The organism is Actinomadura physcomitrii, from assembly GCF_008923205.2.
Taxonomy (GTDB): domain Bacteria; phylum Actinomycetota; class Actinomycetes; order Streptosporangiales; family Streptosporangiaceae; genus Spirillospora; species Spirillospora physcomitrii.
The window spans coordinates 1-15,692 of sequence record NZ_WBMS02000052.1 but is presented as its reverse complement, the minus strand read 5'-3'; the positions used below and the strand labels follow the sequence as shown (position 1 = coordinate 15,692).

The following is a 15,692-nucleotide window of genomic DNA, read 5'->3' as shown; positions in this document are numbered from 1 at the left end:
CATGGCCGCCGACAACCCCACCAGCGGCACCGACACCCACGTAGAGACCGTCGAGAAGCCGCAAGCAGCCGACCGACCGTCATCGCCCCCACCCGACAAGCCAGGAGCAGAAGGCGCCCCTTCGCGTGCCGAGAGCCGCGCCGCGACGACCGCCGCCCGAGAGGCTCCTCGGGAAACAGGCGCTGAACAACGTGGCGAGCGCGAGGACAAGCCAGCACCACAGGCGCCTGCGGAGTCGGCCGGTGAGAAACGAGACACTGCTACCGCGTCCAAGCCAGAGACGGAAGGCCCCGAGCAGCGGGATGCGCCCCGCAAAGACGGCCGCACGAGTGAGGGCAGTAGCCAACCAACGGACAGCTCCGTCTCTGATTCGCGCGGCGAGCACGACCGACCCGCGACGCAGTCTGAAACCCGCGAGCCGGACGTGCAGCGGCCGGAAGCCGAGACCAGCACGGCTGACCAGAAGCGTTCCACTGAGGTGGAGGACAGGGGACGATCTGGCGATCAGGAGCCCGCTCGCGCCACTGCCGATGGCGGACAAGAACCTGAGCGGACAAACGACAGCGGGGGCCGGATGCCCTCCCCGGAAACTCGCGTGCCGGGTGGGCAGACAGAGAAGGTTGAAGGCAACTCCAAGCCTCCGGAAGTCAACGAGGAGGTGCCCGGCGAGTCGGAATCGACCCAACCCGATCGTAGTCGGGATGGTGAACACAGCCAGGTGAAGTCAAAGGAGGGCAACTCCTCACCTGAGCGGACACCAGCGGGTGGTTCCGACAAACCGACGAACGAGTTCGACGCCCGGCAAGAAAGTCGAGAGGCCACCCAAGGGAACGGCGCAGAGAGTGAGCGGACACTCGAAACGGGCAAGAGTGGTTCCGGTTCAGCTAAGCTGGAAGAAGGGGCGGTCAAGGGCAATATCGACCCATTCGCCCCGGATCGTGGCAAGGCTGAAGGGCAAAAGGAGCCCTTCGATAGGACTATTCGCAGCTCTGATGCTGAGTGGACCGGCGGGGTGGACCGTTTCGGGGACCTGCCGACCGGCGAGGCATTGGCGGAAGGCGACGAGAATCAGGATAGGGACGACAAGTTCCGGCAAGCGGCTTATAAGAACTACAGCGACATTCATGACCGAGTCAAGGCGATCGGTAAAACTATAGACCAGGCTTTCGGGACGCGCCCGACTGGCCACGCAGAGACCAGAGTAGATGGCCCCACGATGGCCGAGCCACATCACTCCGGTATCGACGCTGGAAGCACGGCATCAGCGTTGCTCACGCTGGGCGTCGTCGGAGCTGAAGCAGGCAGACGGGTTCTGAGTAGGATTCGAGAATGGAGAGGCAATGAAGGTAACCGCTGACCAGGTTGAGTCGGTGCGCGCGTTGATCACCCGCAATACCGAGCGTTTCGAGCAGATCGACCGTCAACTGGACCCGGCGGCCGCACCTGCCTACGGTGCACTGGTCTCCGCAGCCTTCGCCCTGGCCGGCGGCCGGTTGTTCAAGGACAAGGATGCATCCGCCGCGATCGCGTTCGTGGCCGATCTTCGGGCCAATTACCCGTTGACAGACGACTTCGACCCGCGCATCGCCGAACGATTGCTCCTGGCCACATTCACCGACGAGAATATCGACGACATCGGGGATGAGGCTCGAGGCGAGTACTGCACGCTCCTGTTGACGGGACTGGTTCTTCGTACGAATCCATCCGATGGGGCGCTGGACAAGTTGCTCGCCGACGCTCGCGAACTCGCCGATAAGTGGCTGGCAGATGCGCGTTGAGCGAGGCGGACATGCGTTCAGATACCTGAGTCAAACAGCCGGTTTGTGGCTCAAGGGTCGTGCGTGGTGGAACTTAGGGCCTGAGCGTCCGCCTCGGACGACCGGAATAGAGGTACTGGAGCGACGCCGCCACCGGCTCTCGCCTGAGGACCTCATTGCGGGGCGCTCAGGGAAGCTCGTCACGCCTTCCGTTGGCATCGCGCCGGCTCTCATTACGGGTTGGACAGCGTCCGGGGCCGCGTGCGTCAGTGGCTCCCGCCATCCGCAGCTTCACCCTGTCGTTAGTACATGACCGGAGCCGTCGCCTGCATCAGTTGGCGGATGTGTTGGGCGCGCCGGACAAGGTGTAGGGGGAGTGCAGGATGGTGCTCGGAGTCGGCGGGCCTGCTGGTGTTCTCGATCCGGTGCTCCAAGGCGGCGAGGAGTTCGGCTCCGAGGCCGAGCCGGACGACGAAGGCGTCCGCGCGAGCGTCGGTGTGGCCCTTCGCCAGCCGAGCGGCCGCCGAGGCGCCAAGCGCCAAGGCGGCGGGCAGCGCCGTGATGAAGGTGACGGCGGTTCCGCACAGCACAAGGACTAGGACAAGTAGGAAGCCGATGGGGCGGTGCCATGCGACAGCCCGTTTCCACATCGGTTTCACGGGGGACCACAGCGCACGCAACACCCACAACAGCGCCCGGCTCGGCAGAAGCAGGTGCGCATCTACGAACGCCGAGGCGGCGAGCAGCCCTGTTCGGTGGCCGAGCTCGTGCGCGAGAACAGCCTGTAGCCGGGCGAGGGGGAGGGACTGGACCGAGCTGGCGCTGGCTATAACGACGCGCCCGACCGGGGTGCAGACGTTCAGGTCCTCCGTGTCGGACACCATCAGGTGGAATCCGGCTGCTTGGTGGGCCGGTAGGAGGCCGAGCCAGGCTTCCTGTAGCCGTGTCTGCTCCTCGTGACGGGGCTCGCGAGCGCCGTAGGCAAGGCGCACGTTGAGTTGCCGAAAGCCCGGTACGAGTAACACCAACGCCAGTGCCAACCAGACGCCGAACGGTATGAGCGCGCCAAAGAACGGCCAGATCAGGTGCAGGCCGTAGGCGGCCGGCACAAGGACTGTCGCCTCGCTGGCGAGCGTCAACGCCAGCACCACCAGCATCACGAGGACGGACATTGCCCTGCTGCCCGGCTCGCCGAGCGCGGGCCGATTCGGCTTGGCCGCGGACGCTGGGACTGGCGTGTTCGCCCGTGCTGGCGGAGGAATCGCCGCGAGAGGTCTCGGCATACTCAGGCCGGTATCGCGAGTTCGCGTCGAGGGTTTGGAGACCTTGGTGGAGGGCACCGGGGCTCGGCTTCTCAGGGGCGTTGATGGGGTGGGGCTCGACGAACTTGCGCTGGTTCCGGCCTTGCCCTCCCACTTGCGTGACTGATCGGTCCAGCCCTGACCGTCCCAGTATCGTTCGCGGCCCATCCACTGTGGATCCGGGTACCAGCCCGGTGGTGCGCTCACCAGGAGTCGCCCTTCGTTCCCCTCACATCGATCAGCATTGAAGGCAAGGCTTTCGCAGGGTGAGAGGCGGCGTCAACGGATTCCCGGCAGCCCGGCAGCCGCTCTTGGTGGGCAGGACTCTGCTTCGCGCGCGAGGAGACGTTGGTCGCGGACATTGCTTCCGAGGTGAGTGCTGCCGGAGGCTGCGATCTTGGGACCCGGTCTATGGTGCTTGGTGACGGTTTCGGCTCGAACGCTCCACCGGTTCTTCGACCGGTACTTCCGAAAGGGTGAGGTCGTCGGTGAGGGGTGATGAAGCTCGGGTCGTGGATGCCTTCTGTCGGCACCTCCGGGCCCATGGGTGGACGGTCGCGAGAGAACAAGAGTTCTGCGATGTCGTCGCCAGTCGTGACGGCCAGACGCTGTACGCGGAGGCCAAGGGGCGGACATCCTCCCCTGGTTTGGACGTTGACACCCTGTACGGTCAACTGCTCCGGCGAGTTCCTGCGGTGCTCGATGGCTCGGAGATCTTCGGAGTGGTCGTGCCCTCGCGCGCCGTCTCAGCGGCGCTTCGAGTCGGCCCGCGAATCCGGGAGTTGCTCAGCATCCTCGTGTTCGAGGTGACCGATGACGACGTCGTCCATCACCATGCCGAATTCGCGCAGGATCCGCTCACGTCGTAGGTAGCGCCCTCCCCTCAAGGGGCTTGTTGCGGGGGCGTGGCTCGGAGGTCGGAGAGGAGTTGGTGGGTCTCGGGCGTGGGCTCGGTACCGAGGTCGGCGAGGCGGGTGGCCAGAAGGTGGAAGGTGCGCTGGACGGCGTCGTGCCTGCCGAGGCGGGCGTCGAGGGTCATGAGTGAGCGGTAGGCGGACTCCGAGTACGGGTCGTGTTTGATGGCGTGTTCGAGGGCGCTGGTGGCGTCGTCGGGGTGCTGTTCTTGGAGGTCTGTGGCGAGGCGGGCGAGGGTGTTGGTGACGGTGCGGCGGAGGTAGACGCGGTGGTTGTCGGCCCATTCGTAGTTGCGGCCGACGGCGAAATCGGCGGTGTAGAGGTCGACGATGGACTGGACGGCTCGGGTGCGGTCGGCGTCGTCGAGGGCTTGGCGGGCTCTGGTGATGGCGGTGCTGAGGTTCCAGAGGTCGACTTCGAAGAGGTGGGGGTCGAGCCGGTAGAGGATGCCGGTTCGGTTGATGAACGCGGGTTCCTTCAGGCCGGTTGTGGTGCGCAGGGCTCTGCGGGCGGTGGTGACCGCGGTTTTGAACAGGTCGTTGGCTTGGCTCTGGGTGTGGTCGGGCCAGAGTGCCGCGGTGCCTTGCTCCCGGGTGATGCCGTTGGGGTTGAGGGCGAGGTAGGCCAGGAGATCGCGGGCGCTGGTCCGCAGGCCAGTGCTGATCGGGCCGTCGGCGGTGGACACGCGGATCGAGCCGAGGAGTTGCAGCTTGACGGGGTGGCCGGTGGTGCCGTCGGCTGCGGCCGGGGGCTCGGCGAGCGTGTGTTCGATGACCGCCGATTCGGATTCGGTGGCGGGCGGTGCAGGGCTCGGGGACCCTGTAGCGGGATCGTCGGCAGCGGTGCGGATGGTGGAGAGCATGCCGACGGCGTCCTCTGCCGTGAGATGGAACAGGCTCGCACCGGTCAGGATGTCGGCGTAGGGACCGCCGACGTCGGTGACGGTTCCGCCGGCGGCGAGGCGGATGTTGGTCGCGTCGGCCGGCCCGGTTCCGAGGATCAGGCTGCCGATTCCGTAGCGGCGTCCCAGCCGGATGATCAGTTCCAGCGTCTGCTTGGTCTCGTCGGTTACCGAGGTGACAAGGAGCAGGGTGGGCAGGGGCTCGGCCGGGTCGTGGAGGCGCAGGGCGGTCAGGTCGGGCTGGTTGGCCGCTTCCATGAGGCGAGAGCGGTGGACGAACTCGGCCTCGAGGCGGAAGGCGGCGTCGTCGAGCGTAGGCGTGATGGTCAGCCCCGGGAGCTCGCCGGTGAGGTGCGGGTAGAGGGTCTCGGCATCGGGTTGTGTGATGACGAGTTCGGCGCGGTCGCGGTGGGCCTTGGCGAGGAGTTCGGTGACGAGTGCGCGGGCGAAGGGGACGGCACCGTCACCGCAAACTCCGAGGTTGAGGCCATGGAGCGACAGGGCGGTGGGGCGGCCGTCGCGGGTTCCGAGGATGAGTGAGTCGGGCGGTTCGGTGTCTCGGTCGGTGATGACGAGTTCGGCGTCGGTCGGGACCGGCTGGTTGCGGTCGGCGTAGGTGTCCAGGTTTGCTCTGTGTGCCTTGGCGACGGCGTCCGGCGGCGGTGGTTCGGCCGTGGTCACGGCTTCGACGTCCGCGCCGGCTCGGGCGCGGCGTCGCCGGTGGATGCGTCCGGTCGCCAGCGCGACACTGACCGCGGCGGCCAGACCCAGGCCGATCCGCGAGCCGGTTGGCAGTGTGAAGGCGGACGGGGCGTTACCGGGCGCCGTGCCCTTGTTGCTCTCATGGGGGTGTGGGGTCGGGGTTCCGTCGGGGGAGTGGGGCGGCTGTTTCGGGACGGATGATGCGTGCGGGGGCGTGGCCGGCTCGGAAGCGTCGTTTCGGGGGTCGGTGTACTGCTCCGCGGCGGCCGGTCCGCGGTGGTCATGTCCGGGCGCATGGTGAGGAGCCGACGTCGCTTTGTGGGGAGCGCTGGGCTGGGGAGCATGGCGAGCGGTTCCGTGCCTGTGAATATGTGGAAGGCGGATCCGCTGGCCGGGGTGCAGTTCGTCGGGGTCTGTGAGAGGCGGCAGGCCGTCGGGCTGGTCGATGGTGCGGCTGGCTTTGAAGATCTTGGGGTACTGGGCGCCGGAGCCGTAGGTGCGGCGGGCGATGTCCCAGAGGGTGTCGCCCCGTTCAACGACCTGGAGTTGCGCGCCTTGGTAGTCCGGGTCGTGACGGGCAGGCGACGCCGAGAAGGCGTCCTCGGGATTGTGCGGGGCGGTGGCCGCCGTGCCGGAGGTGGTGTGAACGGAAGCCGAAGCGGGGTTGGCGAGCACCGCGGCGGTGCCGAAGGCCAAGGTGATCGAGGCGACCATGTCCCGGACGAGACGCTGGACGGGCTGGACGGGGCGGGGCAGCGACGCGGTGAATCCGGCGAGGCAAGCGAGCGCCTCAGTGAGGATGATGGCGGTGAACACCAGCCATGCCGCCCAGCCGATGACGTCAAGGGTGGCGAGGAATGCTTGGCCGTCGGTGTCGGGACGCATCAGGAACGCCGACACCGTCTCCCAGTCCGGTATCCGGTCCGGGATGGGGGAGCCCTCGAGCATGTACATGACGATCGGGGCACCGATCACCAGTGTCCCGAGGGTGAGGAGGGCGGCAAGCCCACGGCATATGCGGACGGCGCGGCTGTGTGAGGTCATGTCCGGCTGGGTCCTTCTATTCCGGTGGTGAGGTCGGCGGTTGCGGTCGCATCGGCGCGCAGGGTGGCCAGGCCGATCACATTGAGGAAGAGGGCGCGGCGGGTGATGGAGACCTGAACGCGGATGGCGCGGGCGCCGACCGGCGAGGCGGTGCCGGTGTAGCCGCCTGTTCGCAGGTACTCCCGGGCGGCGCGTAGCGCGGTCGCCTGGTCGACGATGAACCGGCCGCCGGCGTAAGCGTGCTCGAGGTCGACGTGGCCTGCGCCGGCGCGGGCGGCTTCCTGAGCGGCGGTGCCGGCGTCCTGCCTGGCTTCGAGAACCTGCTCGAAGTCCACGACCGCGCCGAAGAACACGACTACGACCAGGGTGATGATGACGGCGAAGACGCTGACGCTGCCCTCGTCCGTGCGGCGCTTGAGTGCGTGGCGGTCTGTTCGTCGGCGAAGGTCGATCGCCGTCATATCGGGCGTCATCGGGTGCTGTTTCGATAGGGATCGATGGGTGATCGGTGTGACTTGGTGACCGTTCGCGATCCCGGCAGTCCGGGAAGGGCCACGTCGGAGAGCCGGATGACGCAGGTCACCCGCGCCGCGACCGTCGCATCCTGCCCTACCTCGCGCGTGAACCCGGCCAGATCGAGGTGGACGGTCGGTGTGCAGTGCAGACCGCGGTCGTGCAGGGTGGCCATGGCGCTGGAGGTGGCGGCGGCTTGGGCTTGGGCGCTGGTGCGGGCGATGGACGCCTGGCGTGCCGCATCGGCGGCGGCTTGGGCGACGATGGAGCTGCCGTGCTGGATCCGCATCGCGACCAGGAGCCCGGCCAGGAAGACGATGAACACCGGCGCGAGGATCGCGGTCTCGACCACCGCGTTCCCGGCGTCGCTCGACCGGAGCTGTCGCCGGAGCCGCCGACGGGCCTGCCTCGTCATGCGGGGCCTTCGGTGGTGAAGCGTTCTCGAACGCCGCGGGCAGTGCGCCGGACGGTGATGTGGACGCCCGGCAGAAGTGACGGGGCGCGTCCGGTCACTCGTACCGCAATGGTGTTCGTCCCGGACACGGAGACGGCGGGTGCCTGCAGGACGGGTTCGTGGTGGGCGAAGGACTGTGCGGCGGTAAGTCCCCGCGAAGTTGAGCCCTCTTTGGCGCGGGCGGCGCGCAGGCCCTCTTCGGCGGCGGCCTGGGCGACGTCGCGGGCGACGGAGACCATGACCGCTTGGGCGAGGGCCAGGAACAGAAGCCCCACAGCTGGGAAGGTGATGGCGACCGCGACGGTCGCAGACCCCGTGTCGCCGGGGCGCTCGCCGGATGTGCGGATTCTCATGGGCCAGTCGATCCGGGGATCCTGTTGATCCAGCCGTGCACCTTGCTGGACACGGCCATGTAGACGACGAAGGCCAGCCCGGCGAAGCCCGCGACGATGATGATCGTCTCGACCACTCCGGACCCGCGGTCGCCTCGGTCGCGCAGGTTGGCGGCGAGTCGTCGGCCTCGCTCGTGTACGGCGACCGCGATGCGGATCGCCGCGGCGTTGAGTGTGTTCATGGTCCCCCGATGCGTCGTGTGTGGGAGCCCGGCCGCTCAGCCGGACGCCAGGAGTTTGGAGAAGAACGGGAAGCCGACGAGGATCACGAAGCCGAGCATGAGCAGGCTGGTCGGCACCCACATGGCGGTGGTGCGGGAGTTGGCCTCGGCGCGTGCGTCGGCGGACGCCTCGTGCCGCATCGACGCGATCTTGGCGACGAGGACGTCGTGCATCTTGGCGCCCTCGGTTCCGGCGATCTCGGCGGTGTGGGCCAGGTCGATCAGGTCGCGGACACCGATCTCCTCACCGAGCTCGGCGAGTGCGCGCCAGGGCTGCTGCTGGGCGCTCCGGGCCCGGGTCAGCGCCTGGTGGACGCGCAGGAAGGGCCACCCTCCGGTGATCTTCGCTGGTTCCTCCAGCGCGGCGTTGAGGGCGGCGCCGGCTTCGCGTTCCAGGACGACGAGCTGGAGGTAGGAGGTGAAGGCGTAGCGAAAATCGCGGCGTCGCTGCCGTGCCTGGGCGCGCACGTTCCAGTCCGGTACGAACGCCAGAACCGATGCGAGAACCAGCGAGCCGAGCGTCGGCAGGGTCCATGGCAGTGAGCCTCCAGCCAGGGCGATCATGCCCGTCAGCAGAGGAGGGGCGGCCAGGCCGGTGAGGAAGAGCGCGAGCTTGTCCAGCATGAATCGTTCGACGGGCAGCTCCAGCAACCTCAGATCGGCTCGTGGAACCGCGAGCGGCCCGGCCGGACGCGCGACTTTCGCGACGAGCCATTGGCCCAGCCGATCGCGCCTGCTCACGGTTTCGGCCGGGACAGGAGGAAGCGCGGCTGCCTGGAGGCGGGCGAGTGCGGCGTCCAGGCGCGGCGGCGCGGGCTGGAACCCTCGCGCGAACAGCACGACGCCGATGGCGGTGAGGCAGCCGGCGAGAGCGACGAGGGCGGTCATGGATGCGCTTCCTTCCCAGAGACAGCGGGCGTGTGGACGAAGCGGGCGCCGGTGGACAGGACGGCGATCCGTCGCATCCACCAGAGCCCGCCCGCATACAGGGCGGCGACCACGGCCAGCACTGTCTGCCCCAGTGGTGTCCCGTAAGGGGCGGCCAGGGTCTGGGACGCGGCGAACAGAGCGCTGAGCGCGGTAACGGATCCCACGATGACGAGGAGGGTGGTCCGCAGTCCGGCCCGTTCGGCCTCGACGTCCCGGCGGACAAGGACCTCCTGCTCGACGGCGTCGGCCAGCAGGTTCAGCGCCTCGCGGGTTCCGCGGCCGCGGCGGCGGGCGGCCAGGATCAGTGCGCAGGCGATCAGGTCGCCGATCGGGTCGTCGAGTTCGTCGGCGAACGCCCGGAGCGCCTGCTCGGTGCTGGCGTGGTTGTTCAGCCGTCCGGCCAGCACGGTGACCGGCGCGCGGATCGCCTCGGGTGCGACGCGGGCGCTGTCGGCCAGCGCCTGCTCCAAACCGCGGCTGGCGCCCATCATCTCGGCCAGCCGTCGCGACCATTGCGCCAGCGCTTCCAGCCGCGCGATCCGGCGCTGTGGCGGCCGTCCCGAAAGCATCGGCGGCACTGCGTACACGCCGGCAGCGACGGCCAGCGCGGCGACCGGCCAGCCGGTTGCGATCACCACCATCACCCCGGCCGTCAGCCCGCCCAGCAGCCGATTCCGCCGACCCGGTGATGCTGCCGAACGCATCGCGGCTCGCAGCCGGGATGGTGGCCGGGCGGTCCGGCTCCCGAATTCGATCCCGCGGGCTCCGGCGACGAACACGAGGACGGCTGCGGCGGTGCAGAGGCCCGCGAGCCCGGCCAGCACCGACATCATGTCCATCCTCCGCCCGCGATGGCTTCTTCCGGGGCCAAGAGGGCCGGATCGAAGCCGTGCCCGACCAGTTCGTCCAGCAGTTCGGCGCTGATGTGCCCGCCCGACGGGGTGGCGCGCCCATCGGGTCCGGGGGTGAAGATGAGGTTGCGGGTCGGTTCGGTCGCGTCCGCGGGCGGGCCGACCTCCATCACCTGCGAGACGTACCGCGCGTTGTCGGCCGGATCGCGTTCGAGGTGGACGACGAGGGGCTGGGCGAGTCCGAACATCAGGTGCAGGTCGTCGGCGGCCAGGCCGAGGTCGGCGCGGCGACCCAACTGGACGACGCGGCTGAAGACGTGTTCCGGGCGGTGCACGTGAAGGGTGCACATCGAGCCGCGCGCCCCGGAGTACATCACCTCCAGCATCGGCGCCAACTCACCGTGCCGGGCCTCGCCTACGATCACCCGGTCGGGGTTCAGCCGCAGGCACGCTGGCACGAGGTCCTGGAGCCGCACTTCGCCCGCGTCCTCGGCGTTGGCCCGGCGAGCCTCCATGGCGACCACGTCGTGGTGGCGGTGCGCCAGGCGCGGGTCGTCGAGGAACAGCTCGAAGTCGCTCTCCAAGCTGATGATCCGCTCGTCCGGCGGGATCTCGTTGGCCAGGCCGCGGATCAGGGTGGTCTTGCCGGTGTTGACCTCGCCGCACACGATGATGTTGCGGCGCGCCCTGATCGCGGCGCGGAGGAACTGCTCCAGTGGCTCGGTCAGTGTGCCGAGCCGGGTGAGCTGCGGGAGCGTGATGTCCACCAGGCGGTGCACGCGGATGGCCAGGTGCGGATGGCGCGACACCCAGCCCACCACCGCGAGGCGGACGCCGTCGGCGAGGGCGACGTCCAGCAGTGGTGACGCGTGTGAGAACTCACGCCCGGTGTTGCCACGCCGGGCCAGCAGCTGCACCCACTCGATGAGGTCGTCGTCGGTCTCGGCGACCGGTGGACCCGGCTTCTTCGAGCCGTCAGTGTAGGTGATCCAGGTCTGGCGGCAGCCGTTGACGACGATGTTCTCCACGTCGGACCGTTCCAGGTACGGCTGCAGCGGGCCGAGGCCGAACCGGCGGTCGAAGACCAGCCGCGCTACCTGCCGCTCCAGACCGGCGGAGACAGGGCTTCCGGATGCGAGTTGCTCGCGAGCCCATGCTTGGACTTGCGCGTCAATCAGTTGCCAGGCTCGTGCCCGGTCCGAGTCGTCGGCGAGCGCGTCCGCCAGTTGAGTCGATACGTGGCGTGCCGCCGCCCAAACGTTCACTTCGCCGGCATCGGTACTGGTCGCACTCGGAGGAGGACCAGCGGCCGTCCATCCCGTGGCGGTCACGAGCGCCCCGCCGGTGCGGGCACGGCGGGTGCCTCGACGAGGCATTCTTCGTTGATGCTCGACACGGACGGTCTACCGACCGTCTTGCGCATCCGGCGTCCGAGTCGCCCCAGCGACTGCATCAGCAGCGAGGCCATGAACAGCCGGCGCGAAGGCGCTCCGTCCGACAGCACGGACGCGTCCGCCGACGACCACGGGAGCACGGTCAGCACCGGCACCCCCAAGGCCCGCTCGACCTCGCCCGCGCCGTACCCCCGGTTGTGGCCGCCGTCCTCGATCAGGCACAAGCCGACCTGGGCCTGCTCGCTCACCACCTCTTTCAGGGCGTTCAGCCGTGCCCCGGCGGCATCGACATGCACCAGCGTCGGCTTGAGGACCATGACCACGGCATCCGCGTGCCGCAGAAGCTCGACCGGGGTGTCCTGGCCGCCCATGCGTCCCAGGTCCGCGAGTACATCGCCCTCGCGGGCCAGCAGGGTTTCCGCGAGCGGACTCCAGAGCCCGGCGAGATGGCGCGCGTGCCGGGCGTCCCGCAGCCCATGCAACAGCGCCACGCGGCCGTCATCGAGTATCGGCAGCGTGTACTCCTCCAGCGGGAGCGGCCCGTGCCCGACGGCCGGCGCGGTCATCGCCAGCCCGAGGAGGCCGGGGCCGACCGGGCCGTTGAGCCGATCGGCCATGAACCCGGGGAGCACGCGGCGCCCCATCGGGTCGCATTCGGCCAGCAGCACCCGGTCCGTCCATGTCAGTGCCAGCCCGAGCGCGGTCGTCGTCACCCCGGGTGAGCCGCCCGGCGACAGCAGGCAGTACAGCGCCATGGTCAGCCCAGCCTTTCCGTCACGATGAGCACGACGAGGCCGTCCGCCGCTTTCCGCGCGACCGTCATCGCGTCCGAGTCGGCCACCAGCAACTGCACCGGAACCGTGCCCTCGGCATTGGCGGCGCCGACCTCCTCGACCACGGCCTGCACGTTTCCCGGCTCGTCGGCCGATGAGCGATCGCTTCCAAGCGGTGCGCCGTCGTCGGTGCTCCGGTCCTGCGCGCCGGTGGTGAACACGGCCTGGACCCGCCAGCCCGGCGTCAGGCCGAGCGGCATCGAACCGGCCTTCAGCGGCACGGTCACCAGCGCCTGGCCTTTCCCAGGGACGGCCTGCGCGGTGAGCTGCGACCCCGCCAGCAGCGTGCCCTTGCTCAGGCTCTTCGCCGTGCGTTTCCCCACGACCTGTGGCAACTGGCGTTCGGGGACCGTCGGCACCGTCGCGTCCACCGCGGCGCGCGTCACGTCCAGGTCGCTCCGCACCAGCTGATGCCCGGAGGGGACGTCCCGCGCCAGCCGCACCACCGCGACCCGCTGATCGGACGCGCGGTACACGCCCACGTTCACCACCGTCGCGATCACGGCCAGCGCCACGCCACCCACCATCCAGGCGGGGCGCCTCTGCCTTGGTAGCGGCTTGAAGGACGCCGCCGGCTTCGCCGACCCGGTATCGCGGCGGGTCCTCTTCCCGAGCGCTGTCATCACGTTCCTTTTCCGTAGAGGGCTTGGGCCTCGGCTACTCGGAGGCGGAAGGTCGTCGATCGGCTCGCCGGTGGCAGAACCCCGCTGGAGCCGTCCGAGCCGACCCAGGTTCCGCTCCACACCACGGTCACCCGCACCCGGTAGGCATGGCCCGGCTGCCGCAGCGAGGAATGAGAGAAGGTGTAGGAACACGGGGTGTGCTGCGAGCTCGCCGGTCGCGACTTGTCGTAGGGCGTCCCAGGGCCGGGGCAGCCGACGGCCCGCTCGCCGTAACCGGGATCGATCGTCATGCTCTGCGGCCGGGCCGTCACCCGCACCCACACTCCTCGCGCAGCGGCGCGCCCGTTCAGCGGCTTCCAGTTGGTCACCCAGAACCACTCCGGAAGACCGACCAGCCCCTCGGAGCGGCGCGGCGGCGCCGTCCGGACCACGGGCGCCGGGATCGGCAGCTGTGCCCACCGGGTGAGCGCCAGCTCGCCCGGTGAGATCCTCGGCGTCTTGCCGTTCGGGTGTGCCGGGGTGCAGACCTGCACGTTGCCGCTGAGCGTCCGGCAGTCATGCGGCCCGATGTCGTCGGACTTCTCGATGGGCCGGCTCTTGCCCTCGGGCGCGGCAGGCGACGGGTCCACGGTGCTGCCGTCGGCCTGCGCGCCGTACAGGTAGCCCTGCTTGTTGGCGACCGGAGGCAGCGGGTCCTGCGGTGCCGGCGCGGCGGCGACCGCATGAGCGGTTGCCGCGCCGCCCGCGAGGACGAGAAGTGGGGTGACGCCCATCCTCAGCAGCCCTTGCCGAGCGAGACCATCTTGGTCACCCGCCACACCCCGTCGCCGCCCTTGGACAGGTACGCCTTGATGCCTTCCTCCTTGAGGCCGCGGTTCACCTTCTTGTGCGTGACGGTGTTCATGAGTCCGGCGTTGCTGGAGTCCTGGCAGTCACGGAGGATCGCGTTCGCTCCATCGACGCGGACGTTGCTGACATGGACGACGGACGTCCCGTACGACGCGAGGTGCTTGGCGTGCATCTGCTCGATGCGATCGAGCACGCGTGACAGTTGCGGATCGGCCAGGCGCGCCGACAATTCCCGTCGACGTGAATCCGCGGGAAGGGAGTCCGCATGATCCAGCACGGCCACGAGGCTCGTGTACGAATTGGTGACCTCATCGCTTGCGGAGTGTGGCGACGGAGTTGCCGTGCGGCTGGTGGTGGGGAGGACCGCATTCGCGCCCTGGTCGGCACACCCGGAGAGAAGCAGGGCCAATCCAATGGCGCCTGCCATAGCGCCGGAGAGGTGCGGTGGTCGCCCATCTGAGCGCTGTCGATCTCTGTTCACGTTGTGTCCACTTTCTTGATCGGCAGATCCGGGAGGTCGAGCCGGTTGAGCGCTTCTACCAGCGACAAGTCGTGGGTGCGGTGCGATGGTAGACGCGAACCGGATAGTGCGCTTCGCCTTCACATTGCCGCAAGGGCAAATCCTTGTACAGGCGAGGCCAAGGCTCTTCGAGTTGCATTCCCTTTGTCGCTTGCGAGCTGAAATGAACTCATTTCGGCGGTTTGCTGAATGTGTGCGTCCGGGTGAGCGATGCTTCGGACGGCTCACGTGCCGGCGCCCGCGTGGACCCGGCCGTCGCGGATAGCGGCGACGAGCCTGGCCTCCGCCACCCTCCGCTGCTTGTACATCTGGTTCGCCGATACGCTGCGACGCTGGGCGATCTCCGACAGCGCACCACCGTTCAGGCGGGTCGCTCTGATCAGCTCGGCGGCATCCCAGCTGATGATCTGCAATCGTGCGGCGCTGTCGAGGAGGTCCGCCGGATCGACGTCCGACCTCGTCGCTGGGGCGGCGACCTGCGGCAGGTCGCAGGCCTCCTGCCGCATCTCGCGCCCCCGGGCGCGCAGTGCGCTCTTGCGAGCCCAGGCCAGCAGGCGCACGGCGATGCCCCGGCGGTCGATGTCGACCCTGGCCAGTTGCGTGATGAACTCGGCGACCAGCTCCGAGACGACGTCGTCCACGTGACGGCTCGGGGTGCTGCGAACGACCCGGGCGGCGATGTTCCTCAGCCCTGGCATGGCCACGCCGAGGCAGCCCACCACCCAGGCGGGATCGCCGGTACGGGCTCGCCGCACCAGCTCCCTCCAGGCCGCGTCCTTGAGGTCACCGCAGTCGCCCCGCTGCAGCAGCAGCGTGCGAAGTTCGCGCAGGTTGATAGAGCGGGTGGGAAGACCATGCCCTATGGAGCGGCCGTCGATCGCGAGCGGCGTCGGACCTGAGGTCAGCTGCTGGAAGGAGTGCTCGGCGACGTCGAGGGCGTTGACCGCGTCGTGGCGGGTCGGCTGGGACGCGATGGCGCCGGAGCTGGCGATGGTGGCTTCGGCGGTCTGCCGGGTGGTCATGGTGGTCTCCTGCTGGTCGCTGCGAACTGTTGCCAGCAGGTATGGGCCACGGCGGGAACACCTCAGCGACACTTCTGGGACGGACGCGGTGTCGCTGAAGCGTCGCTGGATGCGTTCCAAAACGCGCTGACCTGCGAATATGTGTCGAGCGACATCGTCCGGTGGGCGCAGGCAAAGCCGAGGTGAGCGTGCGAAAGCCGGGCGACCTGGCTCTTCGTTCAGCCGAGATCGTCGGGTCAAGCTTTCGTCGGTGGGCAATATGTCGCTCTTGCCGCGTCGACGCGGGCCCGCGTCACGGGCGATTCATCCGCATTATTGATCTGTCTCTGGCGGGTGTCGCTACTACGGCAGCCGCATTTCGTTAGGTGAGCTGCGGGTATGCGTGTTCGAGTGGTCGGCGGAGGCGGGTTCGTTGGTGGTGCCAGCGGGCTCGTGCTCGGTGCCGGTCTCGCCAGTTCTGCCAGTGGATG

General features: G+C 68.8%; 17 protein-coding genes and 1 pseudogene. 3 read left to right on the top strand and 15 right to left on the bottom strand.

All coding sequences use genetic code 11. The features are described from left to right. The first annotated feature begins 1 nt into the window (after position 1). Together F8568_RS40315 and F8568_RS40310 are read left to right on the top strand one after the other, a co-directional pair. Complete coding sequence (locus F8568_RS40315; RefSeq protein WP_151599084.1) at positions 2–1,357, top strand: hypothetical protein; 1,356 nt, start codon at positions 2–4, stop codon at positions 1,355–1,357. Then, complete coding sequence (locus tag F8568_RS40310; protein WP_151599082.1) at positions 1,341–1,778, top strand: hypothetical protein; 438 nt, start codon at positions 1,341–1,343, stop codon at positions 1,776–1,778. The genes F8568_RS40315 and F8568_RS40310 overlap by 17 nt, the downstream gene beginning before the upstream one ends. Before the next feature lie 281 nt (positions 1,779–2,059). Here F8568_RS40310 and F8568_RS40305 read toward each other — a convergent pair whose 3' ends face one another. Together F8568_RS40305 and F8568_RS51300 are read right to left on the bottom strand one after the other, a co-directional pair. Beyond that, on the bottom strand, positions 2,060–2,929 hold the full coding sequence (locus F8568_RS40305; protein ID WP_236009962.1) for a hypothetical protein: 870 nt from the start codon (positions 2,927–2,929) through the stop codon (positions 2,060–2,062). A gap of 255 nt (positions 2,930–3,184) precedes the next feature. Next, positions 3,185–3,265, bottom strand: a pseudogene (locus tag F8568_RS51300) (DUF2510 domain-containing protein); the annotation flags it as partial. 440 nt (positions 3,266–3,705) lie between these two features. Here F8568_RS51300 and F8568_RS40300 point away from each other — a divergent pair. After that, positions 3,706–3,927, top strand: coding sequence for a hypothetical protein (locus tag F8568_RS40300; RefSeq protein WP_151599080.1), 222 nt, complete (start codon positions 3,706–3,708; stop codon positions 3,925–3,927). Positions 3,928–3,941: 14 nt separating this feature from the next. Here the strand turns inward: F8568_RS40300 and F8568_RS40295 are convergent, their stop codons facing one another. The 13 genes from F8568_RS40295 to F8568_RS40235 form a co-directional block, all read right to left on the bottom strand. Next, positions 3,942–6,620: a BTAD domain-containing putative transcriptional regulator gene (locus F8568_RS40295; protein WP_151599077.1), complete on the bottom strand. Its 2,679-nt coding sequence runs from the start codon at positions 6,618–6,620 to the stop codon at positions 3,942–3,944. Beyond that, positions 6,617–7,081, bottom strand: coding sequence for a pilus assembly protein TadG-related protein (locus F8568_RS40290; RefSeq protein ID WP_160573934.1), 465 nt, complete (start codon positions 7,079–7,081; stop codon positions 6,617–6,619). The genes F8568_RS40295 and F8568_RS40290 overlap by 4 nt, the downstream gene beginning before the upstream one ends. Before the next feature lie 8 nt (positions 7,082–7,089). Then, a complete protein-coding gene (locus F8568_RS40285; RefSeq protein WP_160573933.1) occupies positions 7,090–7,485 on the bottom strand; it encodes a TadE/TadG family type IV pilus assembly protein in 396 nt (131 codons plus the stop codon). Between the two features lie 59 nt (positions 7,486–7,544). Next, positions 7,545–7,940, bottom strand: a complete 396-nt coding sequence (locus F8568_RS40280) for a TadE family protein (protein WP_151599071.1) — start codon at positions 7,938–7,940, stop codon at positions 7,545–7,547. Next, entirely contained in the window at positions 7,937–8,161 is a 225-nt protein-coding gene (locus tag F8568_RS40275; RefSeq protein WP_151599069.1) for a hypothetical protein, read from the bottom strand. Before F8568_RS40275 ends, F8568_RS40280 begins: the two co-directional genes overlap by 4 nt. Before the next feature lie 36 nt (positions 8,162–8,197). Continuing rightward, positions 8,198–9,088, bottom strand: a complete 891-nt coding sequence (locus tag F8568_RS40270; protein ID WP_151599067.1) for a hypothetical protein — start codon at positions 9,086–9,088, stop codon at positions 8,198–8,200. Continuing rightward, positions 9,085–9,963, bottom strand: a complete 879-nt coding sequence (locus F8568_RS40265) for a type II secretion system F family protein (RefSeq protein WP_160573932.1) — start codon at positions 9,961–9,963, stop codon at positions 9,085–9,087. The genes F8568_RS40270 and F8568_RS40265 overlap by 4 nt, the downstream gene beginning before the upstream one ends. Further along, positions 9,960–11,246 (bottom strand): CpaF family protein, encoded by a 1,287-nt coding sequence (locus F8568_RS40260; RefSeq protein ID WP_160573931.1) that lies wholly within the window; start codon positions 11,244–11,246, stop codon positions 9,960–9,962. Before F8568_RS40260 ends, F8568_RS40265 begins: the two co-directional genes overlap by 4 nt. A 62-nt stretch (positions 11,247–11,308) precedes the next feature. Beyond that, entirely contained in the window at positions 11,309–12,130 is an 822-nt protein-coding gene (locus tag F8568_RS40255; RefSeq protein WP_151599061.1) for a hypothetical protein, read from the bottom strand. 2 nt (positions 12,131–12,132) lie between these two features. Then, entirely contained in the window at positions 12,133–12,723 is a 591-nt protein-coding gene (locus tag F8568_RS40250) for an SAF domain-containing protein (RefSeq protein WP_151599060.1), read from the bottom strand. A gap of 107 nt (positions 12,724–12,830) precedes the next feature. Then, on the bottom strand, positions 12,831–13,604 hold the full coding sequence (locus F8568_RS40245) for a hypothetical protein (RefSeq protein ID WP_151599058.1): 774 nt from the start codon (positions 13,602–13,604) through the stop codon (positions 12,831–12,833). 2 nt (positions 13,605–13,606) lie between these two features. Continuing rightward, complete coding sequence (locus F8568_RS40240; RefSeq protein ID WP_151599056.1) at positions 13,607–13,873, bottom strand: hypothetical protein; 267 nt, start codon at positions 13,871–13,873, stop codon at positions 13,607–13,609. Between the two features lie 551 nt (positions 13,874–14,424). Then, positions 14,425–15,222 (bottom strand): sigma-70 family RNA polymerase sigma factor, encoded by a 798-nt coding sequence (locus F8568_RS40235; RefSeq protein ID WP_151599054.1) that lies wholly within the window; start codon positions 15,220–15,222, stop codon positions 14,425–14,427. Positions 15,223–15,692 lie beyond the last annotated feature (470 nt).

Coding starts and splice junctions, on each gene's coding strand:
- F8568_RS40290 (WP_160573934.1), bottom strand. CDS start 7,081: ATGACGGCGATCGACCTTCGCCGACGAACAGACCGCCACGCACTCAAG.
- F8568_RS40265 (WP_160573932.1), bottom strand. CDS start 9,963: ATGATGTCGGTGCTGGCCGGGCTCGCGGGCCTCTGCACCGCCGCAGCC.
- F8568_RS40255 (WP_151599061.1), bottom strand. CDS start 12,130: ATGGCGCTGTACTGCCTGCTGTCGCCGGGCGGCTCACCCGGGGTGACG.
- F8568_RS40275 (WP_151599069.1), bottom strand. CDS start 8,161: ATGAACACACTCAACGCCGCGGCGATCCGCATCGCGGTCGCCGTACAC.
- F8568_RS40235 (WP_151599054.1), bottom strand. CDS start 15,222: ATGACCACCCGGCAGACCGCCGAAGCCACCATCGCCAGCTCCGGCGCC.
- F8568_RS40295 (WP_151599077.1), bottom strand. CDS start 6,620: ATGACCTCACACAGCCGCGCCGTCCGCATATGCCGTGGGCTTGCCGCC.
- F8568_RS40270 (WP_151599067.1), bottom strand. CDS start 9,088: ATGACCGCCCTCGTCGCTCTCGCCGGCTGCCTCACCGCCATCGGCGTC.
- F8568_RS40245 (WP_151599058.1), bottom strand. CDS start 13,604: ATGGGCGTCACCCCACTTCTCGTCCTCGCGGGCGGCGCGGCAACCGCT.
- F8568_RS40280 (WP_151599071.1), bottom strand. CDS start 7,940: ATGAGAATCCGCACATCCGGCGAGCGCCCCGGCGACACGGGGTCTGCG.
- F8568_RS40310 (WP_151599082.1), top strand. CDS start 1,341: ATGAAGGTAACCGCTGACCAGGTTGAGTCGGTGCGCGCGTTGATCACC.
- F8568_RS40305 (WP_236009962.1), bottom strand. CDS start 2,929: ATGTCCGTCCTCGTGATGCTGGTGGTGCTGGCGTTGACGCTCGCCAGC.
- F8568_RS40315 (WP_151599084.1), top strand. CDS start 2: ATGGCCGCCGACAACCCCACCAGCGGCACCGACACCCACGTAGAGACC.